Annotated in this window: 22 protein-coding genes, 1 tRNA gene and 2 rRNA genes (1 of these 25 only partly in view); 19 read left to right on the forward strand and 6 right to left on the reverse strand. The window is 53.1% G+C overall.

All coding sequences use genetic code 11. From position 1 onward, the window contains the following. The 4 genes from JN414_RS11575 to bfr all read left to right on the forward strand — a co-directional run. Positions 1-2,568 (forward strand): 23S ribosomal RNA (locus tag JN414_RS11575) (it extends 169 nt beyond the left edge of the window). 80 nt (positions 2,569-2,648) lie between these two features. Then, positions 2,649-2,763, forward strand: a 5S ribosomal RNA gene (rrf, locus tag JN414_RS11580). Positions 2,764-2,813: 50 nt separating this feature from the next. Further along, positions 2,814-2,890 (forward strand) — tRNA-Met (locus tag JN414_RS11585). 1,162 nt (positions 2,891-4,052) lie between these two features. Next, entirely contained in the window at positions 4,053-4,541 is a 489-nt protein-coding gene (bfr, locus tag JN414_RS11590; RefSeq protein ID WP_202208028.1) for a bacterioferritin, read from the forward strand. 49 nt (positions 4,542-4,590) lie between these two features. Here the strand turns inward: bfr and JN414_RS11595 are convergent, their stop codons facing one another. Both JN414_RS11595 and JN414_RS11600 read right to left on the reverse strand, forming a co-directional pair. Further along, positions 4,591-4,821, reverse strand: a complete 231-nt coding sequence (locus JN414_RS11595) for a bacterioferritin-associated ferredoxin (RefSeq protein WP_202208117.1) — start codon at positions 4,819-4,821, stop codon at positions 4,591-4,593. An 88-nt stretch (positions 4,822-4,909) separates the two neighbouring features. Continuing rightward, positions 4,910-5,383 carry an Lrp/AsnC family transcriptional regulator gene (locus JN414_RS11600; RefSeq protein WP_202208029.1) on the reverse strand — a complete coding sequence of 158 codons (474 nt, stop codon included), beginning with the start codon at positions 5,381-5,383 and terminating at the stop codon, positions 4,910-4,912. A 111-nt stretch (positions 5,384-5,494) separates the two neighbouring features. Between JN414_RS11600 and alr the strand changes: the two genes are divergently transcribed. From alr to JN414_RS11625, 5 genes are all read left to right on the forward strand, one after another. Next, positions 5,495-6,619: an alanine racemase gene (alr, locus tag JN414_RS11605; protein ID WP_202208030.1), complete on the forward strand. Its 1,125-nt coding sequence runs from the start codon at positions 5,495-5,497 to the stop codon at positions 6,617-6,619. Positions 6,620-6,745: 126 nt separating this feature from the next. Further along, positions 6,746-7,192: an Rrf2 family transcriptional regulator gene (locus tag JN414_RS11610; RefSeq protein WP_202208031.1), complete on the forward strand. Its 447-nt coding sequence runs from the start codon at positions 6,746-6,748 to the stop codon at positions 7,190-7,192. Positions 7,193-7,429: 237 nt separating this feature from the next. Beyond that, a complete protein-coding gene (locus tag JN414_RS11615; protein WP_202208032.1) occupies positions 7,430-7,747 on the forward strand; it encodes a DUF2849 domain-containing protein in 318 nt (105 codons plus the stop codon). Then, positions 7,744-9,417: a nitrite/sulfite reductase gene (locus JN414_RS11620; protein WP_202208033.1), complete on the forward strand. Its 1,674-nt coding sequence runs from the start codon at positions 7,744-7,746 to the stop codon at positions 9,415-9,417. Before JN414_RS11615 ends, JN414_RS11620 begins: the two co-directional genes overlap by 4 nt. After that, entirely contained in the window at positions 9,404-9,844 is a 441-nt protein-coding gene (locus JN414_RS11625; RefSeq protein ID WP_202208034.1) for a DUF934 domain-containing protein, read from the forward strand. Before JN414_RS11620 ends, JN414_RS11625 begins: the two co-directional genes overlap by 14 nt. Here JN414_RS11625 and JN414_RS11630 read toward each other — a convergent pair. Further along, positions 9,841-10,890, reverse strand: coding sequence for a CorA family divalent cation transporter (locus tag JN414_RS11630; protein WP_046900308.1), 1,050 nt, complete (start codon positions 10,888-10,890; stop codon positions 9,841-9,843). The genes JN414_RS11625 and JN414_RS11630 overlap by 4 nt on opposite strands. A 178-nt stretch (positions 10,891-11,068) precedes the next feature. Between JN414_RS11630 and trpB the strand changes: the two genes are divergently transcribed. Next, positions 11,069-12,295, forward strand: a complete 1,227-nt coding sequence (trpB, locus tag JN414_RS11635) for a tryptophan synthase subunit beta (RefSeq protein WP_202208035.1) — start codon at positions 11,069-11,071, stop codon at positions 12,293-12,295. Beyond that, entirely contained in the window at positions 12,292-13,104 is an 813-nt protein-coding gene (gene trpA / locus JN414_RS11640) for a tryptophan synthase subunit alpha (protein ID WP_202208036.1), read from the forward strand. Before trpB ends, trpA begins: the two co-directional genes overlap by 4 nt. A 72-nt stretch (positions 13,105-13,176) precedes the next feature. On the opposite strand, the gene JN414_RS11645 is transcribed toward trpA, so the two are convergent. Next, positions 13,177-13,740, reverse strand: a complete 564-nt coding sequence (locus JN414_RS11645) for an HdeD family acid-resistance protein (protein WP_202208037.1) — start codon at positions 13,738-13,740, stop codon at positions 13,177-13,179. Between the two features lie 272 nt (positions 13,741-14,012). On the opposite strand from JN414_RS11645, the gene accD reads away from it, so the two are divergent. Together accD and JN414_RS11655 are read left to right on the forward strand one after the other, a co-directional pair. Continuing rightward, the gene (accD, locus tag JN414_RS11650; RefSeq protein WP_086633071.1) at positions 14,013-14,882 is read left to right on the forward strand and encodes an acetyl-CoA carboxylase, carboxyltransferase subunit beta; all 870 of its coding nucleotides are present in this window, start codon (positions 14,013-14,015) and stop codon (positions 14,880-14,882) included. Next, positions 14,882-16,204, forward strand: a complete 1,323-nt coding sequence (locus JN414_RS11655; RefSeq protein WP_202208038.1) for a folylpolyglutamate synthase/dihydrofolate synthase family protein — start codon at positions 14,882-14,884, stop codon at positions 16,202-16,204. Before accD ends, JN414_RS11655 begins: the two co-directional genes overlap by 1 nt. On the opposite strand, the gene JN414_RS11660 is transcribed toward JN414_RS11655, so the two are convergent. Beyond that, complete coding sequence (locus JN414_RS11660; RefSeq protein WP_202208039.1) at positions 16,180-16,494, reverse strand: hypothetical protein; 315 nt, start codon at positions 16,492-16,494, stop codon at positions 16,180-16,182. The genes JN414_RS11655 and JN414_RS11660 overlap by 25 nt on opposite strands. Before the next feature lie 121 nt (positions 16,495-16,615). Between JN414_RS11660 and JN414_RS11665 the strand changes: the two genes are divergently transcribed. Then, positions 16,616-18,130, forward strand: a complete 1,515-nt coding sequence (locus JN414_RS11665; protein WP_046900301.1) for a replicative DNA helicase — start codon at positions 16,616-16,618, stop codon at positions 18,128-18,130. A gap of 534 nt (positions 18,131-18,664) precedes the next feature. On the opposite strand, the gene JN414_RS11670 is transcribed toward JN414_RS11665, so the two are convergent. Next, complete coding sequence (locus JN414_RS11670) at positions 18,665-19,057, reverse strand: helix-turn-helix domain-containing protein (RefSeq protein ID WP_202208040.1); 393 nt, start codon at positions 19,055-19,057, stop codon at positions 18,665-18,667. Positions 19,058-19,163: 106 nt separating this feature from the next. Between JN414_RS11670 and JN414_RS11675 the strand changes: the two genes are divergently transcribed. The 5 genes from JN414_RS11675 (at position 19,164) to JN414_RS11695 (ending at position 22,332) form a co-directional block, all read left to right on the forward strand. Beyond that, positions 19,164-19,472 (forward strand): transcriptional regulator, encoded by a 309-nt coding sequence (locus JN414_RS11675; protein ID WP_202208041.1) that lies wholly within the window; start codon positions 19,164-19,166, stop codon positions 19,470-19,472. Beyond that, on the forward strand, positions 19,472-19,984 hold the full coding sequence (locus JN414_RS11680; RefSeq protein ID WP_202208118.1) for a hypothetical protein: 513 nt from the start codon (positions 19,472-19,474) through the stop codon (positions 19,982-19,984). Before JN414_RS11675 ends, JN414_RS11680 begins: the two co-directional genes overlap by 1 nt. A 195-nt stretch (positions 19,985-20,179) precedes the next feature. Beyond that, positions 20,180-20,557: a hypothetical protein gene (locus tag JN414_RS11685; RefSeq protein WP_202208042.1), complete on the forward strand. Its 378-nt coding sequence runs from the start codon at positions 20,180-20,182 to the stop codon at positions 20,555-20,557. A 28-nt stretch (positions 20,558-20,585) separates the two neighbouring features. After that, on the forward strand, positions 20,586-21,035 hold the full coding sequence (locus JN414_RS11690; RefSeq protein WP_202208043.1) for a hypothetical protein: 450 nt from the start codon (positions 20,586-20,588) through the stop codon (positions 21,033-21,035). Then, entirely contained in the window at positions 21,016-22,332 is a 1,317-nt protein-coding gene (locus tag JN414_RS11695) for a phage terminase large subunit (protein WP_202208044.1), read from the forward strand. The genes JN414_RS11690 and JN414_RS11695 overlap by 20 nt, the downstream gene beginning before the upstream one ends. The last annotated feature ends 43 nt before the right edge of the window (positions 22,333-22,375 follow it).

A 22,375-nucleotide genomic window follows, 5' to 3' on the forward strand; every position in this document is an offset into this window, starting at 1 on the left:
GGCAAACCCGGGGAACTGAAACATCTCAGTACCTGGAGGAAAAGACATCAACAGAGATTCCGCTAGTAGTGGCGAGCGAACGCGGAGCAGGCCAATGCCTTACCAAGAAGAAGCAGAACGGTCTGGAAAGTCCGGCAATAATGGGTGATAGCCCCGTATGCGTAGTGTCTTGGTGAGGATTCGAGTAGGGCGGGGCACGTGAAACCCTGTCTGAACATGGGGGGACCACCCTCCAAGCCTAAATACTCCTTAGTGACCGATAGTGAACAAGTACCGTGAGGGAAAGGTGAAAAGCACCCCGATAAGGGGAGTGAAAGAGACCTGAAACCGGACGCCTACAAGCAGTCGGAGCCTCTTATGGGGTGACGGCGTACCTTTTGTATAATGGGTCAGCGAGTTTCTGTTTGCAGCGAGCTTAAGCCGTTAGGTGTAGGCGTAGCGAAAGCGAGTCTGAATAGGGCGAATGAGTTGCTGGCAGAAGACCCGAAACCGAGTGATCTAGCCATGGCCAGGCTGAAGGTGCGGTAACACGCACTGGAGGGCCGAACCCACGCCTGTTGAAAAAGTCGGGGATGAGCTGTGGCTAGGGGTGAAAGGCCAATCAAACTCGGAGATAGCTGGTTCTCCGCGAAATCTATTGAGGTAGATCGTCGGGTGTTTACCCTGGGGGGTAGAGCACTGGATGGGCTAGGGGGGCCCAAAGCCTTACCAAACCTAACCAAACTCCGAATACCCAGGAGTATAGCCCGGCAGACAGACAGTGGGTGCTAAGGTCCATTGTCGAGAGGGAAACAGCCCAGACCACCAGCTAAGGCCCCTAAATCGTGGCTAAGTGGGAAAGGATGTGGGGATTCCAAAACAACCAGGAGGTTGGCTTAGAAGCAGCCATCCTTTAAAGAAAGCGTAATAGCTCACTGGTCTATTAGAAACCCTGCGCCGAAAATGTAACGGGGCTCAAGCCACGTGCCGAAGCTGTGGGTGCATTCTTATGAATGCGCGGTAGCGGAGCGTTCCGTAAGTCTGCGAAGGAGGCGGGGTGACCCCCTCTGGAGATATCGGAAGTGCGAATGCTGACATGAGTAGCGACAAACAGTGCGAGAAACACTGTCGCCGAAAGTCCAAGGGTTCCTGCGCAAGGTTAATCCACGCAGGGTGAGCCGGCCCCTAAGGCGAGGGCGAGAGCCGTAGTCGATGGGAACTAGGTGAATATTCCTAGGCCTGCCAGAAGTGACGAATGAGAAATGTTGTCTGTCCTTATCGGATTGAACAGGCTTTTCGACCATTCCAGGAAATAGCTCTGGCGTATAGACCGTACCCGAAACCGACACAGGTGGACTGGTAGAGAATACCAAGGCGCTTGAGAGAACGATGCTGAAGGAACTAGGCAAATTGCTCGTGTAACTTCGGGATAAACGAGACCCAATCGTGGGCAACCATGGTTGGGTGGCACAGACCAGGGGGTAGCGACTGTTTAGTAAAAACACAGGGCTCTGCGAAATCGTGAGATGACGTATAGGGCCTGACGCCTGCCCGGTGCCGGAAGGTTAAGAGGAGATGTGCAAGCATTGAATTGAAGCCCCGGTAAACGGCGGCCGTAACTATAACGGTCCTAAGGTAGCGAAATTCCTTGTCGGGTAAGTTCCGACCTGCACGAATGGCGTAACGACTTCCCCACTGTCTCCAGCATCGACTCAGCGAAATTGAATTCCCCGTGAAGATGCGGGGTACCCGCGGTCAGACGGAAAGACCCTATGAACCTTTACTGCAGCTTTGCAGTGGCATCAGGAAAATCCTGTGTAGGATAGGTCGGAGGCTTTGAAGCCGGGGCGCCAGCACCGGTGGAGCCACCCTTGAAATACGACCCTGAATTTTTCTGATGTCTAACCGAGACCAGTAAGCCTGGTCCGGGACCCTGCATGGTGGGCAGTTTGACTGGGGCGGTCGCCTCCCAAAGTGTAACGGAGGCGCGCGATGGTGGGCTCAGGCCGGTCGGAAACCGGCTGTCGAGTGCAATGGCATAAGCCCGCCTGACTGCGAGAATGACAGTTCGAGCAGAGACGAAAGTCGGCCATAGTGATCCGGTGGTCCCACGTGGACGGGCCATCGCTCAACGGATAAAAGGTACTCTAGGGATAACAGGCTGATCTCCCCCAAGAGTCCACATCGACGGGGAGGTTTGGCACCTCGATGTCGGCTCATCACATCCTGGGGCTGGAGCAGGTCCCAAGGGTTCGGCTGTTCGCCGATTAAAGTGGTACGTGAGCTGGGTTTAGAACGTCGTGAGACAGTTCGGTCCCTATCTGCCGTGGGTGTAAGAGACTTGAGAGGATTTGTCCCTAGTACGAGAGGACCGGGATGAACATACCTCTGGTGCACCGGTTGTCACGCCAGTGGCACAGCCGGGTAGCTAAGTATGGACGGGATAACCGCTGAAAGCATCTAAGCGGGAAACCCACCTCAAAACGAGGTCTCATAGAGCCGTGACAGACCATCACGTTGATAGGCCGGGTGTGAAAGTGCAGTAATGCATGCAGCTAACCGGTCCTAATCGCTCATACTTCTCACATCAAACACATGCACAGAAATCAGCCACACTCAACAAACACCAACCTCCACCCACTCTCAAAAAGACTGGGTGGGCTAGAAGACCTGGTGGCCATTGCGAGGGCCCTACACCCGATCCCTTCCCGAACTCGGCCGTGAAATCCCTCAGCGCCTATGATACTGCACCTCAAGGTGCGGAAAAGTCGGTCGCCGCCAGGTCCCCTAGCCCACTCACAAAAACTCCCACACACCAACATCACATACACCACCGCGGGGTGGAGCAGCCCGGTAGCTCGTCAGGCTCATAACCTGAAGGCCGCAGGTTCAAATCCTGCCCCCGCAACCACACCAATACAGTTCCAAAACCCCCGCTCTCTCACCGAGACAGCGGGGGTTTTCGTGTTGCGGCCCATACCACACGCCTATCAAATTCCCCATCATTTCAATGACTTGGCACCCGTAGATTCAAATCGGAATCGCTAAACTCGCAACTAATGGCTCTTGAGGGGAAGGCCTTAATGCAGCGACAAGCGTGTCAAATGTAGGATGTTGCGGTGGGCAGTACATAAAGCCCTCGTTTAGCGGCACTAAAAGGTATGCTAAAAGGCCACAATCATACTTCATCCGTTTCGAAGATGACTAGAGAGTCCAGCTTTTTGGTCTGGCGCTTGCGTCACTTTGTATCCACTATTTAGATTGATCCCGAACTCTGAGCTCAGCGCTGAAAGCAGTGTATGAGATCACTTTTATTTCGATACTTCCTGTTGCTCACGCGAAAATATTATATCAGCATAAGAAATTCGTGTGGGATATCGTAAGAGTTTAATCATCAACCTATATGTCCTTTCCAACGTAGTAGATGCGACTAGTCGGCGTCATGATCGCTAGATTTGTTGAAGGAAACGGAAAATCTGAGCCAGGCTCTATAATGGAAAATGAAGGATGGAACGATCTATATCGGTTAGTGGACAAACAGATGGATCGCTGTGGGGATCCACGCCAAGATGCGAGTTGTCGTTCTGCGTCGCATCACGCTGTTGATCTCAATAGTCCGCGCTGACAGGAGGCGCTAAACGATATGATGGCGGACTGGGTTTGATGTTGACTTCTTCGATCCGACTTTAGAGGAAAAAAGGTTAGCCTTTCTATTACAGGTCGGAGATAAAGTAGGAATCCATCAAACATGCCAAGCGTTTTCACATTCCAATCGGCTGTTGGAAGATTTGATAGTCTTTTACCATATACAGGTAGATGTTCGATTATCTGTTTTTTGCGATTGGCGCCTTCTTTAGGGTTAATTATGTTTGTGAAAAATCTATGTTTTATTAATACTTGAAATTATAATTTCTAAATTAGGTTTCTATGGAAATTTTGAAGATATTTTTTAAGTAAAAATTCCAAATGAGAATGTATATTAATTTTATCAAGTATATAACTTAATTATTTTTTGTTATTTACTTGATTGTGGTGTATGAACGGATGATCAAGATAACGAAGAGGATCTTCCTGTGGCGATTAAAGACCCTAAAATCATCGAGCATCTGAACACGCAGTTGACCAACGAGTTAACGGCCATCAACCAGTATTTCTTGCATGCACGGACGTTGCGTCATTGGGGCGTGACGCTGCTGGGTAAAAAAGAATACGAAGAATCCATTGAAGAAATGCGTCATGCTGACTGGCTAATCGAGCGCATTCTCTTCTTGGGCGGGTTGCCTAATGTTCAGCGCCTAAATCAAATTTTGATTGGACAGAGCGTTGAAGAGATTCTGGAATGCGATTTAAAGCTTGAGAAAAAAGCTCTCGAAGATCTACGTGAAGGCATCGCGTATTGTGAGAGCGTACGGGATTATGTTTCTCGTGATCTTCTTCTTAAGATTCTCGTGAATGAAGAAGAGCATGAAGACTTTATTGATCGTCAGTTCGATCTGATTAAGCAGGTTGGAATTGAGCGGTACATTCAGACCAATTCCGCAGCAGCTCCTGATCAAGACTAAATGCTTCGAAAATGCTCGGTAATCCCGGGCATTTTTTTAGTTCTCTAAATTAACAGTATGCGGTTTGTGTCGGTGGCTGTGCGATTTTCGTATTGGCTAGACCGAGATTTCGTCGCTCCTGAATGGCCTGTTTCAAAAGGCAGACCATTCCTGGAACGCAGTTTCCACACTGAGCACGGCACTTCTTGGCGGTGTAAATTTCAGAAGGTCGGGAGGCTCCAGCATCAATGGCCGACTCGACGTCTTTGTGGGAAAGTGCGTTACATGAACAGATGATCATGAGCTGCTCGTAGCGTCCTATCATGAGGCAATAATTTCCCATACGTTAAATGAGATTAGTTCGCAAATGCATTTCGATTAAAATTTGCTTATTTTGTCTGGCTAATGTTTTGAGTGCTCCAACGCTGCACAACGGGCCTGATGGCAAAATTGCTGTGAATACGGATCACACCCGGGAGGCGAGAGAGTTCCTCTTTGTGGATTCGTTCGTAGTCTGCCAGGTCTCGGGCTGCCACATGTAGAAGATAGTCTGCTTCACCAGTCATCAGGTAGCACTCACGAATGTCGGCGCATTCCTTAATGCGTGCTTCAAAGCGTCTTAGAGCTTCGTCCGTCAGGCGCTCCAAGGTGATCTGTACAATGACTGTTGTCAGGTTATGTACGGACCGATCGTCGATGACGGCATGGTAACCTCGGATGATGCCTTTCTCTTCAAGCATTTTGACACGTCGCAGGCATGCTGAGGGTGAAAGACCAACGCGTTCCGCGAGGTCTGCATTGCTCATACGGCCGTCATGTTGCAGAAGGCGAAGAATGGATTCGGTAGTGCGATCGAAGATCATGTCACAATTTTCCGTCTTCCTTGGTTATATGCTGCATATATAACCTTTGAGACTGAAGAATATGCTGAATTTATGCAGGAAATTTCATTTCGATTTGCGATAGGGTGACGTATGACGATCTTATCAGCTCCCCACCTTTGGCCTGCCTCACGGGCGGGTGCCACTCTTGTGGTCGATCTCAAGGCTATCGCCAGAAACTATCGCTTTTTGAGGGATAAGGTGGGAACGGCAGTTTGTGCTGCTGTTGTGAAAGCGGACGCCTATGGGCTGGGTGCTGAGCAAGTCGCGCCTGTTCTCGAACGGGAAGGCGCAAAAGAGTTTTTTGTCGCCCATGTTGATGAGGGAATTGCTCTGCGTCAGATCGTCTCATCAGAGACTCGGATTACGGTTCTGCATGGGCCGCGGCCGGGAGCGGCGGCTGAGTGTGTCTATTTCGGGCTCCGGCCGGTTCTGAACAGTCTTGAACAGATAGATCTCTGGAAGCGCGAGGCTGCGCGTGAAGGGGCCGTTCTGGAGGCCGTTATCCAGGTTGATAGTGGTATGTCCCGTTTCGGTCTTTCCTGGGGGGACGTTCAGAGGCTCTCCGAGGACAAAAGTCTTCTAGGGGGTATCCGTCTTGGACTGGTGATGAGTCATCTGGCTTGTGCCGACGATCCATTCAGCGAGGCGAACCAAATGCAGCGCCAAAGATTTCGAGACATGGCTGCATTAATGCCTGCGGCTCCTTTAAGTCTCTCGGCTTCCTCGGGAATATTCCTTGGTACGGATTACCATATGGAGTTGGTCCGGCCTGGTGCGGCTCTTTATGGAATCGCTCCTAATACTGAAGCGCCTAATCCTCTGCAGCAGGTTGTTTCTCTTCGCGCACGTGTCCTTCAGTTACGTGATGTGGGAGTGGGCGATGCTGTTGGGTATGGTTTGACCTACCGCCCTAGTGAACCACGCCGTATTGCGACTGTGGCTGTGGGATATGCTGATGGGTTTTCCCGGCATAATAGCGGTACGGGTTGTGCGTGGTTGGGAGATATTGCGTTGCCCATCGTCGGGCGCATCTCCATGGATTCTTTGGCGCTGGATGTGTCTGCTGTTCCGGAGTCTCAGCTACATGCGGATATGTACGTGGATCTGATTGGGCCACGCAGAAGCGTTGATGATGTGGCCGCATCTGCGGGAACTATCGGATATGAAATTTTGACCTCTCTAGGTGGGCGATATTATCGCGAATATGTGGAGTAGAGTCATCCGATTGAGGATGTAATCCCGTTTCAATGATTGACAGGGCTGTTTGAAAGACCCAAATACACGAATGAGCATCGCAAGTTGTTCAAGTGCCCTTTCTTTTGCGTTGAATTCGGAAAATTCATGTATCTCCGCCGCGATCGTGCCCTGACAGCTGTTTCAATCATGTTGGATGTTGCTTTTCACGCGGGGCGTTCCGGTGTGGTGAGTGGCGCGGATATTGCCAAGCGGGGTAATATGCTGCGTCGCGGGATTGAGCCTGTTCTTCAGGCTCTTTCAAGAGAAAAGCTTCTGGATAGTGTGCGAGGCCCCAAAGGCGGTTATCGGTTGGGCCGTCCGCCGCGGACGATTACCGTGCATGAAATTGTTCAGGCCGTTACAGAAGAGCATACCCCGGATGGTGAAGCCGCCAATCCGTTGATAGAAAAGGTTCTTGAACCTTTTTGGGCGTCAATGAATGTTGAACTAGCCAAAAAGATGGATGCTGTGACCTTGGAAGGGTTGCTGCGTCAGGCCGAGGAAGCGGGAATGCAGAGACCTAATCGGGCTCCGATATCATTCTCGATATAACTATAATAATTAGTTATAAAAAATTATCACTAAATTTTGTTTATTGAGGTTGGATAATTCACCATAATGGATCATTATTTGATTCGTTATGGTGAATTTTTCGTTGCTACGGTCAGTCCTTTTTCATTCGCAGCATCACGTTGGGAAGATCTTCGGAGCTTCTTTCGAGGTCATGCAAGGGGAAACCTGCGAGTTGATGGTTTATCCTATGTCAGTTTCGTTCCTGCGGAGGGCATCATGAAACGACCAGTTCGTGTTGGAGCGGGTGAGAAACTTGTTCTGACGGCTAATCGCCTTCTGGACGGAAGAATCGTCTGGCGCGGCCATGATGGACATTGGACGGCCAAAGTTGCTGCGGCGGAAAAACTGGATGCTGACGCTGTGAACGATGTTCTTGAGAGTGCTCAGGCGCGTGCTCAGCACGATGGCGTCGTAGGTGTTTATGAAGTGGCTGTACGCGATGTTGATCCTCCAGAACCTGTGACGGTGCGTGAGCGAATTCGGGCGCATGGTCCGACTGTACATCCGGAATTTTCAGTGGAGGCCGGGCAATGAACGCTCCAGTTGGCCATTATCAGTACGACCAGATTGACCGCGATTTTCTGGCCGCGCGCATCGACGAATTTTCCGAGCAGGTGACGCGTCGTATCGATGGAAGTTTGAGTGAAGACGAGTTCAAGCCGCTGCGGCTGATGAATGGTCTGTATCTTCAGCTTCACGCTTACATGTTGCGGGTCGCTATTCCTTACGGAACGATCGACAGTCAGCAGATGCGGATATTCGCGCATATCGCGCGTCGGTACGATCGTGATTATGGGCACTTTACCACGCGTCAGAATATTCAGTTTAACTGGATAAAGCTGGAAGAAACTCCGGACATTCTGCGCGATCTGGCGAAGGTGGACATGCATGCCATTCAGACCAGCGGAAACTGCATCCGGAATGTGACGTCTGACGAATTTGCGGGTGCGGCTGCGGATGAAGTCGTGGACCCGCGTGTTCATGCGGAAATTCTGCGCCAGTGGTCTACATTGCATCCCGAATTCACGTTTTTGCCGCGGAAATTCAAGATTGCTATTTCTGGCAGTCCGAATGACCGGGTTGCAGCTCGTTTCCATGATATTGGAATTCTGGCTCGCAGTGGCGCAGACGGGCGTCCTGTTTTCCGGATCTTTGTAGGGGGAGGCTTAGGCCGTACGCCTATTATCGGGCAGGAAATTTTTGATGCGGTACCTGAAGAGCGACTGCTTGCAACGCTCGAAGCGATTGTTCGTGTCTATAATGCGCATGGACGCCGCGATAATATCTACAAGGCACGGATCAAGATCCTGGTTCAGGCTCTGGGCATTGAGGCTTATCGTGAGGCAGTCGAAGCTGAGCTGCAACAGATGGATCTGGAGCATTACCGTCTGACGCCTGAAATGGTAGATGCAATCCGCGCGCGATTTGCTGTGCCGGAACTATCAGCCCCGGATAATGCGTCTCAGGAGCTATCTGCCAGACGTGGGGCCAATCCGGAGTTTGACCTCTGGGTTCGAAGCAATACGCATCCTCATCGTGATGCAGGTCATATTATTGCGGTTGTTTCTCTGAAGCCTGCCGGGGGAATTCCGGGAGATGCGACGTCTGCCCAGATGGACCGTTTGGCCGACTTGGCTGACGAATATTCCTTTGGCGAACTGCGGATTACGCATCTTCAGAACATTGTTCTGGGGCATGTTCGACAGGATCGACTGTATGATCTGTGGCAGGCCCTGAAAGAGGTGGATCTGGCATCGGCCAACATTGGTCTGATCGGTGACATCGTGGCGTGCCCTGGACTGGATTACTGCGCACTGGCAAACGCGCGTTCCATTCCGATTGCCCAGAAGCTGGGCGCGCGGTTTGGGGATGCCTCTTTGCAGGCGGAAATCGGCGCGCTGCGGATCAATATTTCGGGTTGCATCAATGCATGCGGCCATCACCATGCAGGTCATATTGGCTTGCTTGGTGTGGACAAGCGTGGGGAAGAGTTCTTCCAGATTACTCTGGGCGGCCGGGCAGAGAACGGCGCATCTATTGGAACGATCTTGGGTCCGGCGCTTCCGGAAGACGATACGGTTGATGCGATTGCCCGATTGGTGGATTGCTACCTTGGTGTAAGGCAGAAAGGGGAGACGTTCCTCGATACGTTAGATCGACTCGGGGACGTTCCTTTCAAGGAGGCGGCTTATGAAACTGTTTGAGCTGAATGAGCGTCCTGCCAAGTTTCATGAGGTGTTGGTAACGCTTTCAGAGTTGGCCGAGAACACAGACGCACGCGCTGTTCTTCTGGATATTGCTGATGATGCGACGGCCCTGAAACCGTATCTCAATCGACTTGAGCTGGTTGTTTTGCGCTTTCCGATCTTCCGTGATGGGCGTGTGTTTACGCAGGCTCGGGAGTTGCGGGAGTACCTCCGCTTTTCCGGAGAAATTCGTGCGGAAGGGCATGTCCTTCCAGATCAGGCGGCCTTCCTCAAGCGGTGTGGCGTAGACAACGTCGTTTTGCCGGAAGGAAGTGATGTGGAACTGTGGGAAAAACAGCTCCATCGTTTCCCGGTGGCATATCAGCGCTCTGTTCTGCCTTTCCGCCCCGTTGAGGGTGGTTTGCGGGTTGAAGAAGACTCTTAACGGGTTCCGAACCATCCACGGCGCCAGAACCAGAAGAGCGGCAGGATGGTGGATAAAACCATCAAGGTAAGGCCGTAAGGGTAGCCATATTTCCAGGTAAGCTCCGGCATGTCCTTGAAGTTCATGCCGTAGATACCTGCGATGAGCGTTGGCATGATCCCGATTGAGCTGGCGACGGTGAGGACTTTCATGCCGTCGTTCTGCTCGATGCTGATGAAGCCCAACGTCGCATCCAGAAGGAATTGGACCTTGCTGACGATCTGGGCATCGAAGTCGCTCAGGGAAGCAATGTCGCGGCCTGCGACTTTGAGACGTGATTTGAATGTGTCAGCCGGCGTTGGTGATTTCCCAGCAGTATCTCTGGCGGGAAGGGGAGACGTGCCCTGATCCTTGGCCTTTTGCAGGCTTTGGCTGATGTAATCTTCCAGATAGATACGAACACGGTCGATGCCGAGGAGACTGTCCCGGACTGTTGAGGCTAGGTCTCCAGCATATCCGAGGCGGCGCAGGGTTTCGCGAAGCATGGCGCCCACGCGTGCGCGATCGCGCGGTTGCTCGGCGTTGAAGACGCGGCGGGAAATGGTGTCGAGAGTGCGCCCCAGGCCTTCGAGGATATCAGCCAGACGGTTGATAATCTCTTCGAGCAGTTCAACCAGCAGTTCCGTTGAAGACGGCGAGACCTTGCCTGCCGGGTATTCGGCCAGCTTTCCCCCTACGAGATCAAATGCGAAATAGTCCGTATAGCGGACTGTGATGATTCTCTTTTCCGTCAGGATGAAACCGACGGGTTTGGAGAACGAGACGTCATCCGCACGGCGTACAAGGGGGGTCGAGAGGTAGAGGCAGTTATCCCGTTCATAATGGCGGGATGAGCTTTCGATCTCTTCCAGTTCTTCCAGTTTGGGAATGTGAACCCCAAGGAGTGTCTCGGCTTTTGTGATTTCATCATGTGTTGGATTGATGAGGTCAATCCAGTTCGTGGCATTGATATCGACGTCCGGGCCGATCTCGCGGGCCGGTGTGCCGGCGGGCCGGGCGAGAAGCATCAGAGAAAGATCCTTGGTCGGAGGCAGGAGGTGTTCTGACTCATGTCTTGAGGATGCGCTCTGTGCAAGGGGGCTGCCGAGAATTCGGTAAGGGTGGTTTCTTAAAAATGGTGTGGATGGACGTTCCCGTCTGGCCTTGGTATCGCTGGTTAGCCCTTTAAGCGGAACAGAGCCCGGTATGACGACCCCATCATCTTCCCTGCCTAATTCCTTGCGCTCCGGTCCGGACGAGCGTGGCCGGTTTGGCGTCTTCGGTGGACGCTTTGTTGCGGAAACGTTGATGCCTCTGGTTCTTGAACTGGAGGAGGCGTATCGCGCGACGCAGGCTGACCCGGCGTTTCGTGAGGAGCTGGACTACTATTACCGGGACTATGTTGGCCGCCCGAGCCCGTTATGGTTTGCGAAGCGCCTGACGGAAGAGTTGGGTGGTGCAAAGGTTTATCTCAAGCGTGAGGAGCTGAACCACACAGGTTCGCACAAGCTCAACAATGTCATGGGGCAGATCCTGCTCGCCCGACGGATGGGCAAGACACGGATTGTGGCTGAGACGGGTGCTGGTCAGCATGGTGTGGCTACGGCCACGGTTTGTGCGCTCTTTGGGTTGAAATGCGTCATCTACATGGGCGCAACGGATGTTGAGCGCCAGAAGCCCAACGTCTTCCGCATGCATCTGCTTGGGGCTGAGGTGAAGCCGGTGACGGCTGGGGCCGGGACACTCAAGGATGCCATGAATGAAGCCATGCGCGACTGGGTTGCGAACGTGGCGGATACATATTTTCTGGTGGGCACGGTTGCTGGGCCGCATCCTTATCCTGAGATGGTTCGTGATTTCCAGTCCATCATTGGTACGGAAGTAAAGGAGCAGATTGTCCGGGCTGAGGGGCGCCTGCCGGATGTGATTGTTGCGGCCATTGGTGGCGGCTCCAATGCGATGGGGATTTTCCATCCGTTCCTTGATGATGCGGATGTGCGTCTGATTGGTGTGGAGGCTGCTGGGCTTGGACTGGATTCTGGCAAGACGGCGGCGTCCATCTCGCGTGGGCGCTCGGGAGTGCTCCATGGCAACCGGACGTATCTGCTTCAGGACAAGCATGGTCAGATCGAAGAGGCGCATTCGATCAGTGCGGGGCTGGATTATCCGGGGATTGGGCCTGAGCATTCCTGGCTGAATGATATTGGCCGTGCCGAGTATGTTGGTGTGACGGATCAGGAAGCGTTGGATGCGTTCCAGCTTCTGACGCGGACGGAAGGTATTATTCCGGCGCTCGAATGCGCGCATGGACTGGCGCATGTGATGAAGATTGCTCCAGAGATGCCGAAGGACAAGATCATCGTACTGAACGTCTCCGGCCGTGGAGACAAGGATATCTTCACTGTGGCGAGCCATCTGGGAGTGAACCTGTGAGCCGTATCAAAGCCCGTTTTGAAGCCCTCAAGAAGGAGGGACGGGGCGCTCTGATTCCGTATCTTCAGGCGTTTGATCCGGATTATGAGACCTCACTGGAACTGCTGAAGGCGATGCCGGCTGCGGGGGCAGATCTGATCGAGATTGGCGTGCCGTTCTCCGATCCTTCAGCGGACGGTCCGACGATTCAGGCTGCGGCACTGAGGGGGCTGAAGGCTGGGGCGACGTTGGGTGGCGTTCTGGAGATGGTTCGGTCTTTCCGGGAGACCGATGCTGAGACGCCGATTATTCTGATGGGATATCTGAACCCGATTGATAGCTACGGGCCAGCGGAATTCTGCTTTGATGCGGTTCAGGCGGGTGTGGATGGTATCATTGTGGTGGATATGCCGACGGAAGAGGCGGATCTTCTGGATGCTCACGCACGGGCGGCCGGGCTGGATATCATTTCTCTCGTGGCGCCGACAACGTCCCGGACTCGTCTGTTTCATGTGCTGAAAGATGCGTCTGGCTTCGTGTATTATGTGAGCATCACGGGGATCACGGGGACGGGCAGTGCGAGCCAGGCGCAGCTTGAGGAAGCTCTTCCGAAAATTCGGGAAGCAACCGATCTTCCGGTTGCGATCGGGTTTGGGATTTCGACGCCTGAGCAGGCGCGGGCGGCGTCCCGGATTGGGGATGCGGCTGTTGTAGCGTCTGCTTTGATCAAGACGATGGCGGGGACATTGTCTGAGGGTAAAGCGACGGAAAAGACGGTTCCATCCGTATTGAAGCAGCTTATTGAGTTGTCTGCCGCTGTTCGGGGTTGAAACCTGTTTCAGGTGGTGATTTGGGAGCGCATCAGGGGACTCTCTGATGCGCTTTTTTTATTTGCAGTCTGCTCAAGTGCGATTGCGCAGTGACATGCCAAAAAGAATGGCAGATGCCCCAGCCATCAGAAGCTCGATGGCAATCAGGGTTCCGATTAGCCACAGGCCTGACCAAGGCAGTGTCATGTAGAGAAGGATGCCGATCAGGAGCGTGAAGACGCCACTGACGGCGAGGAGGCCCCAGCCACCTGTTGTGCGGTGCCCGGCGGCCCAGAAGGCACGGCTAAGGCCTGCGAAGATCAGGCAGCCTGCAAGGATAGCCGTAATAAAGACTGATCCGGTTGCGGGCTCTTCGATGAGGAGAAGGCCGCCAAGAATGTAAAGTCCGCCGATCAGGCCGGAAAGCCACTGGTTGGGCAGGGGGAGCCCGCGATGCGCGAAGCTCTGCATGATTTGGGCGATTCCACCGATGATGAGCAGAACGCCCAGAAGGACCATGCTGGCCAGAGTTGTGGCGATTGCATCAAAGGCTGCCAGAAGCCCCAGGACGACCAGAAAGGCTCCTACGCCGATGAACCATCCGGGTTTCAGGCCTGACTGAGGGGAGAGCTGCACGGTATTGAAACTGTCGGACATTGGGGTTTCTCCGGACGGGAACAATAGCCCGTCTGTTCACTGATTTTGCCTGATTAAACCGCGAGAACGCTCAGTGGTTGCAGGTGATCGCGGTGCATGTTCCTTAAGGGAGATGGTGCCATATTTTTGCGAGGCTGGGCACAGTTCTGTATGGCAAGGCTGGCATAAATGTGCTGGCAACGCTAAAACGCGGCGATTATGAATGGCCTGTACAAGAGCCTTTTCCCATTCTGGCCTTCGTCCCGAAGGCAGGCAGAAAGTAACGAGACGACATGAGCTGGCTGACCGATTACGTCCGACCAAAGCTGCGTGGCCTGCTTCAGCGGGACGTGCCGGATAATCTTTGGACAAATTGCGATTCCTGCGGGCAGATGATGCTCGTCAAGGAAATGGAGCGTTCCCAGAAGGTATGTCCGCATTGTGGGCATCATATGCGTGCGACGGCAAAGGAGCGTCTGGCCTGGACGTTTGATGGTGGCGAATATACGACCATCGAACTGCCGAAGATGCCGGTTGATCCGCTGGGATTCAAGGATTCCAAGCGTTACACCGATCGTCTGAAGGACGCGCGGAACAAGTCTCATCTTGATGAGGGGCTTGTGGTCGCACATGGCCGGATTCAGGGGCAGAAGGCTGTGGTGGCCGTCATGGCGCCTGAGTTCCTGTTGGGAACGATGGGAGCAGGTCTGGGTGAGGCTTTTGTGGCGGCCTGTCGTCTGGCTGTTCTTCAGAAGGCTCCGCTGGTGATTTACACGGCTTCCGGCGGTGCGCGTATGCAGGAAGGCGCTGTCAGCCTCATGCAGATGCCGCGTACGACGATTGGCGTGCAGATGCTTCAGGAAGCTGGTCTGCCCTATATCGTGGTCTTTACGAACCCGACGACCGGGGGCGTGTCAGCGTCTTTCGCAATGCTGGGTGATATTCACATTGCTGAGCCGAATGCGCTCATTGCTTTTGCTGGTCCTCGTGTGATTCAGGACACTGTGCGCGAGAAACTGCCGGAAGGTTTCCAGAGGTCCGAGTACCTGCGTGAGCACGGGATGGTTGATATTGTTGCGAAGCGCTCCGAGCTGCCTGAGCTTCTGGGACGTGTTCTTGGTATGCTGACTCGCCAAAAGGCGGCTCCGGACGTCGCTGCCTGATGGGTGCCCAGAAGGGGGAGCCGGTCCGTCTGGCTGGTGAATATCAGGGACGGCCGGGCGAGGTTCTTGCCCGGTTGCACCAGTTATATCCCAAGCTGATTGATCTTTCACTTGGGCGGCTGGAAGTTCTTCTGGCTAAGTTGGGTCATCCCGAACTGCACTTGCCACCAGTCATTCATGTTGCTGGCACGAACGGTAAGGGGAGCACATGCGCCAATCTGCGGGCGATTGCCGAGGCAGCAGGTCTCCGTGTGCATGTGATGACCAGCCCGCATCTTGTGAGCATTACTGAGCGGTTTCGTCTGGCAGGGAAGCTGGTTGACGAAGATACGCTGGTGGATGCTTTTGAAGAGGTTGAGCGCGTTAATGCAGGTGCGCCCATTACCGTCTTCGAGGTTTTGACGGCCGCAGGTTTTCTTCTTTTCTCCCGCATCCCTGCTGACCTTGTCATTCTTGAAGTGGGTCTCGGTGGACGGCTGGATGCCACAAATGTGGTTCCTAAGCCTGCTGCGTGTGCCATCACGACGATCAGTCTGGACCATCAGGCCTTTCTGGGAGAAACGCTGGAGGCCATTGCTGGTGAAAAAGCGGGTATCATTAAGTCTGGTGTGCCCGTCGTTGTCTCTCCGCAGGCTCCAGAAGCGTTGAATGCCATTCGGTCGCATGCGGAGGCATTGAAGGCGCCTCTGTGGAGCCTGGGACAGAATGTGCACGTTCGGGTGGATGGTTTAAAGCTGCATTATTCTGACCCGCAAGGTAGCCTTGAATTGCCCTTGCCGGGTTTGAAGGGGCCGCATCAGGCGACAAATGCAGCTCTTGCGATTGCGGCTTTGCGGGTGTCTGGGTTGAATATCGCGTTGAGTGCGTATGAGGGTATTGCCAGAACTGACTGGCCTGCCCGGTTACAGCGATTGCATGGAACGCTTGCTGCTATGCTGCCAGATGGGTGGGAGCTTTATCTGGACGGTGGCCATAACCCTGGTGCAGGTGAGGTGCTGGGGGAAGTGCTTGATGGTTGGAAGGATCGACCTGTTCACATCATAGCCGGGGTCAAGCAGAGCAAGGACGTGAGTGGATTTCTCAAGCCCCTCTTGGCGCGGGCAGCAAGTGTTCAGGCTGTGGCGGAAGTTGACCAGCATCTTGCCACGCCTGTGGAGGAGCTTGTTGCTGCGTCCGGGGGAATCGCAATCGCTGGGCCGACGATTGTCAAAGCTTTGGAGCGTTTGGCTGAAAGTGGGCAAGAGCCCGCACGCGTGCTGATTTGCGGTAGTCTTTATCTTGCGGGCGTTGCTCTTGCTCAGGATGGCTGGGTTTCCGTCTGAGCGAAGTTTTGTCGGACCAGATCATCCCATTCCTGCATAATGGTCTGGTCCGGCATCCTCGCATCCGCTCTGGAATACCAGTAGCGGGCGTTGGCCAGATCTCCTTCCTGTCGGTGAAGAAGGGCGTGAATACGGTCGTTTGGTCGTATGCCTTCGGCTGATTGCACCAGTTCGTGTGCTTTGGCCCAATTCTGTTTTCCAATCCACCAAAGGGCTGTTTGAGGAAGAGACAGGCCGGTGGGCGGATTGGCGTTCTTAAGGCTGTCGTAGAACTGCTCTTTTGAGATCATGTCCTGCGTCCTGATGTAGCGATTGAGAGGCTGACAGGACTGAAAACGTTTTGTCTCGGCAGGAGATGCACATTGAGGCGCTGCTTCTGGAGGATGCTGATGGTAAAAGACTGTCGTGACTATGATCGAATCCTTTCCTTCTCCAGCTGCGTCTGACGCGTCCTCTGATGATGGGGGGCTAGGCGCGCTCCTGCGTCGTTCTCCGCCAGCGAATATCGCGGCAGAGCAGGCGCTTCTCGGAGCTATCCTGACCAATAACAAGGCCTATGAGCGGGTCTCGGATTTTCTGGAGCCCGAGCATTTTGCCGACTCGGTGAATGGCCGGATTTATGAGGCTGTGGCCCGTCGCATTGAGCGTGGCCAGTTGGCTGACCCCGTTACGATGAAGGCCGAATTCGAGCACACAGGTGTGCTGGATGCTGCGGGCGGACCTGCTTATCTCGCCAAACTTCTGACCGCCATGGTTGGGATCGTAAATGCCGGGGATTATGGTCGTGTTGTTCATGATGCATGGGTCCGGCGTCAGCTCATCGATATCGGAGAGACAGTTGTAAACAATGCTTTCGGAGCACGACCTGACCTGGATGGTAGTGATCAGATTGCGGCTTCTGAAGAGGCGTTGTTCAAACTTGCGACTGAACGTGGTCAGGAGGGCGGGTTTGTTTCGTTTGGCAAAGCCCTTACGGGAGCTATTGATGTTGCTGAGAAGGCATTTCTACGGACGGGCGATGTTGTTGGCCTGACGTCCGGACTGCGAGATCTGGATAAAAGGACGGGTGGGTTGCATCCGTCTGATCTTTTGATTCTCGCTGGGCGTCCGGCCATGGGAAAGACGGCGTTGGCGACGAAAATTGCTTTCTCGGCTGCGCGTTCGATCATGAGAGATGCTGAAGAACGTGGGGAAAAACCTCACGGTTCTGTTGCTATCTTCTCCCTCGAAATGTCATCCGAGCAGCTGGCGACACGTATTCTGTCGGGCGAAGCAGAAGTCTCGGGTGAAAAAATTCGTCGTGGTGACATTGGGCAGAAAGAGTTCGATCGTTTTGTCCGTGTGTCCCGTGAGTTGCAGAAGTTGCCACTCTACATTGACGATACGCCGGCTATCTCCCTTTCTGCGATGAGAACGCGGTGTCGCCGGTTGGCGCGAACGCAGGGATTAAGTCTGGTAGTTGTGGATTACCTGCAATTGATGCGTCCGGCGATCGGGACCAAGCCGGATAGCCGCGTGTTGGAAATTTCGATGATTACACAGGGCCTGAAAGCAATTGCGAAAGAGCTTTCAGTGCCGGTTATCGCATTGTCTCAGTTATCACGTCAGGTCGAATCCCGTGAAGACAAACGACCGATGCTATCGGATCTTCGTGAGTCTGGCTCTATTGAGCAGGACGCCGATGCTGTGATGTTTGTGTATCGTGACGAGTATTATCTGCAGCAGCGGATGCCAAAAGATAGTGCTTACGACAGTAATGAGAAGTTTCAGGCGGCAACTGAGGAATGGCAGCGGAAAATGGCGCTTGTGCATAACAAGGCAGAACTGATTCTCGAGAAGCAGCGACATGGTCCGACGGGGATGGTCCAGTTGTACTTCGAGGGAGAGTATACCCGATTTGGAGATCTGGATACGATCCACGAATAAGAATTGAAAGCGGTCTTCGGACCGCTTTTTTTATGACTTTTGGGTAGTCAGATTCGATCTTAAGCGACAGTCCTTTTTAAAGGAAAACCGATTTTCCGGATTCACGAAACGGATAAAAAACAAGAAATATTTTGTTGTGTTTTGTTTTTTAACACCAAGGAAAATTGGAAAAATTTTCACCTCTGCCAAGAGAGTAAGTTACGGAAATCAGCAGTTTTCATCGCTCCAGAGGGAACTCATCCAGGGGGACATTGGAAACAATGCCGACCAAGGAATGAGGTCCTATCAAGCTGAGTAATGGCAATGAGCCATATTTGCTTCTTGACCCAGTGGCATATTGCCATTAATTTATCGTTAATCGGCGGTTGTCGTGGGGATGGCTGCTGAGGAAGGAAGGGGCCCGGTTGAATGCGTAGTGTTTCGCTGATAGCTGGAAACGTTTCTGATTTGTTCATTCCATCGCCGAGGCAGGTTTGCTGCACTACGACGAATGGGGGAGCGTTCGAATGCGCATGGAAGTCAGCGAAGATACTATCAGTGCAGATCCTCGTCTGGTCTCATGGGCTGATCAGGTATGCCGGAAGTCGTGTTTTTGTCCATGTCGAGAGCCATGTCTTGCCGCTGGAGCACCAACTCTGGGTGCAGGGCAGCCAGCCGCAGGGCCAGTTCTTCGTCGGTACGACCGTTCAGGACGCCTTTCAGAAGAAAATCTGTCGAAACGCGGAGCCGGTTCGAGAGAGCGGCGATGAGGAAGACGCTGGGTGCGCGATCGCCACGCTCAATCTTGTTGAGGGTGGAGGCATCTACTCCCAGCAGTCTGGCACACTCGCTCTGGTTGGGAATAACGAGTTCCCTGGCCCAGGCGATACGTGTTCCGATAGCTCGCTGGAGGATAGTCAGGGAGTCCGAGCGCTTGTGTTTGGCCATGTGGCCTTTTTAGCAATGGCTTTATGCCAAATCCAGAAGAAGTTTTTTTTCTTATTACCTATGGCATTTTGCCACAAATCAAGTTCGCATCGTGAAGGAAGTAAGAATGAGGCAGATGAGTGAAATCCAGACTCCTCGCCGGGTATCTGCCAATGCCATTGCAGCCATGTTGGCGGCTGATAGCTGGAAACCTGCTTACAAAGAGGCGCGTCATCGTTCGATCCGCAAGGCCAAAAAGATTGCAAAAGTATCTGGCGGCACTGCAAAGCGGCAGGTTGTAGATCGTGAAAGCGCTGAAGCTTTACCGCCAGGGCATCCTGTGAGTTGGAACGCTTTGTGGGGTGCTGATCGTGTTCCGCAGTTTCCTGCCTTGCCCCCAATGGGAGCTTCCGCGATTTGGGAAAGTATTCATTGATGCAAGCGTTAATTCAGGAAGTTTCGCCGGTGGTTGCTGCTGGGCATATGAAGCCTACTCCGGAACGGCTCCAGCATCATGAGATCGTGGAGCGAAATGGGGTTCATCGCGTCGTTAACACAGTGCACTCCATGTATGAGGCGGGTGATATTGGCGACGACGAGGTCTCGGCTGCAGATCGCTGGTATCGGGAATATCTTTTCGCAACCATTGGTATTGTTGAAGAAAAGCCGTCAGATGGTCGTTTTCGTAAGAAAGGCGATGTGCATACGTGGATGATTGGACGCGGCAAGTGTTCGGTTCGGATTGCGGAAATTCGTGAGAGGCTGGGATTGTGCGGACATGTGCGCCTTGAAATGATGCTGGCCCGAGAGATGTCTTTTTCTGCGATGGCGCGCCATCTTTATCCAGGTCTTTCTGAAGGGCGGGCGCGTATGAAAGTTTCGGCACAATGTGCGCTATTGCTTGAGCAGCTCTCGCATGCGTATGAAAGCATGAAAAATAAAAACTAATAATAATATTAAAATTTTTCAGAAAAATTGTTGAACATCGAACGCAATTATTGCATAAGAAAGATACATTGAAGATATTTTATTTCAAAAGGTCAAACTCTTATTGGGTTTGGCCTTTTTTATTTGGAAGATTTTCTGGTGTTGGAACGATTTAAGATTTCTCCGGGATCAGTTGTTCTTTCCGGTCGACAAGTCATGATTATTATTCTTACCGATGGTTTGGATGTCATTGCATGTCCGGTTGTGAATGCTGAGGAAGCGATTCATCGGGCAGATTGCTCTCTTGAATGGCATGAATTGGTGGAGGCGGGACTCACACGGCTTGATGTGCGTTGTCGTGCCATTCCCTGCCGACGCAAGACGCTCTCTTTAAGGGCTATTGGGTGCGTAGGCGAGGCGACCAGAAGTCGGTTGGAAGTCTTGGCACGGCGAGAGCAGCGGTTGCGATTACAGGAAGTTCCCAAAACACATTTGCCAAAAAGAAAGCCCAGGCATGTTGGGAAAAAACACGAGGCTTGGCTGGGTGAATGGTCAATGAAAAGCCGACGTGAAGCAGGGCTGCGGCTCGATTGACGCTCAGGGTCAAAAAGGGAATGGACAGATGAGCGAGGCACATAGTGCGAAGCAACGGACAAGCTACGGGCGATCTCGTCAGCGCAAGGAGCAGTTTCTAAAGCATCTTGCCGCCAACGGAAATATTTCTGCGGCTGGCCGCTTTGCAAATGTTCAGAGAAGCACTCTGTATCACTGGAAAGAAACGGATCCCCAGTTTGCATCTCTTTGGGATGATGCTTTGGAGGAAGCCGCAGACGCCTTGGAGGCTGAGGCTCGGCGTCGCGCTGTTGAAGGATATGACGAGCCCATTACGTATGGCGGAAGGGTTGTTTGTGATCCGGAAACGGGAAGTCCGCTCGTCAAGAAAAAATATAGTGATGGTTTGATGGCCTTTCTTCTGAAGGCACATCGACCCTCTCGTTTCAAAGCCGGACATATTGACGACCAGGCTGGCGCTATTTCCATTTGCATTAGCCATGACGACAGAGCCCTTTAGACTGAATGATGCACAGAGTGAGGCTGTTCGTTTGTTGGGAGGGTCTGCCCGGCATATTTTACTGAGGGGCGGCTCACGCTCTGGCAAAACGTTTGTGCTGATTCGAGCTGTTGTTATCAGGGCGTTGAAGGTTTCGAACAGTCGGCACGGTATTTTTCGTCATAGATTAACGGCCCTTAAGGCATCTGTTTTGCGGGACACATTCCCGAAGGTTATGCGGTCCTGTTTTCCGCAGGTCCGGTGGAAGCTGGATCGGCAGGACTGTGTCGTGACGTTTCCCAATGGATCTACAATTCTGTTCGGAGGATTGGACGATGAACAGCGCACTGAGAAAATTCTGGGTCTCGAATTCGCGACGGTCTATCTGAACGAAGCCAGTCAGATCAGTTATGGCGCACGGAATATGTTGCTGACGCGTCTGGCTCAGAAATGTGACCTGGTGAACCGCGAATACATTGATGCTAATCCGCCTAGTGTGGGGCATTGGCTGTACGCGCTGTTTGAATTGGGAATAGAGCCAAAATCGGGACAACCAATCTTGGATCGTTCCTTGTACGGCACGATGATTCTGAATCCGCATTCCAATCGGGATAATCTGGGAGATGATTATCTTGCGGCGTTGGAAGCATTGCCGGAGCGGGAGCGGCGGCGATTTCTTCACGGTGAGTATCAGGTCGCGGTTGAAGGGGCTCTTTGGCGGATTGAATCGTTTCAGCGTGAAGCGGCGGTTGCGGCTCAGACGCGGATGGATATTGCGTCACGCATGCGGCGTATTCTGGTGTCGGTTGATCCTTCGGGAGCATCTGGTCCGGAAGATTATCGATCTGATGAAATCGGAATTGTTGTCTGTGGCGTGGATGCTGATGGTGTCGGACATGTTCTGGAAGATCTTTCTGCCAGAGACAGTCCGGCAGGATGGGCGGCACGGGCACTGCATGCGTTGGATGACTGGCGGGCTGAGCGGATTGTCGCCGAGAGGAATTTTGGCGGTGCTCTGGTAGAAAATACCATTCGAAGTGTGCGCGCGACTGCGCCGGTTCGGTTGGTGACGGCTGCCAGAGGCAAGGCTGCGCGGGCTGAGCCTGTGGCGGCGCTCTATGAGATTGGCAAGGTGGTTCATCATGGGCGTTTTGAAGCACTTGAGGACCAACTCTGTCATTTCTCAGTCAGTGGGTATCGCGGTCCCCGGTCTCCGGATCGGGCGGATGCGATGGTCTGGGGACTGAGTGAACTGATGCTGTCTGGCAGCAGCAGTATGGCGGGCTGGAGTCCGTCGGGATTTTCGTTGGCGCGCTGACCAAGCCTTTGGGCTGCAGGCGGGCTTTAGCATTGGAGAATTC

This window comes from Gluconobacter sp. Gdi (assembly GCF_014132155.1).
GTDB lineage: Bacteria > Pseudomonadota > Alphaproteobacteria > Acetobacterales > Acetobacteraceae > Gluconobacter.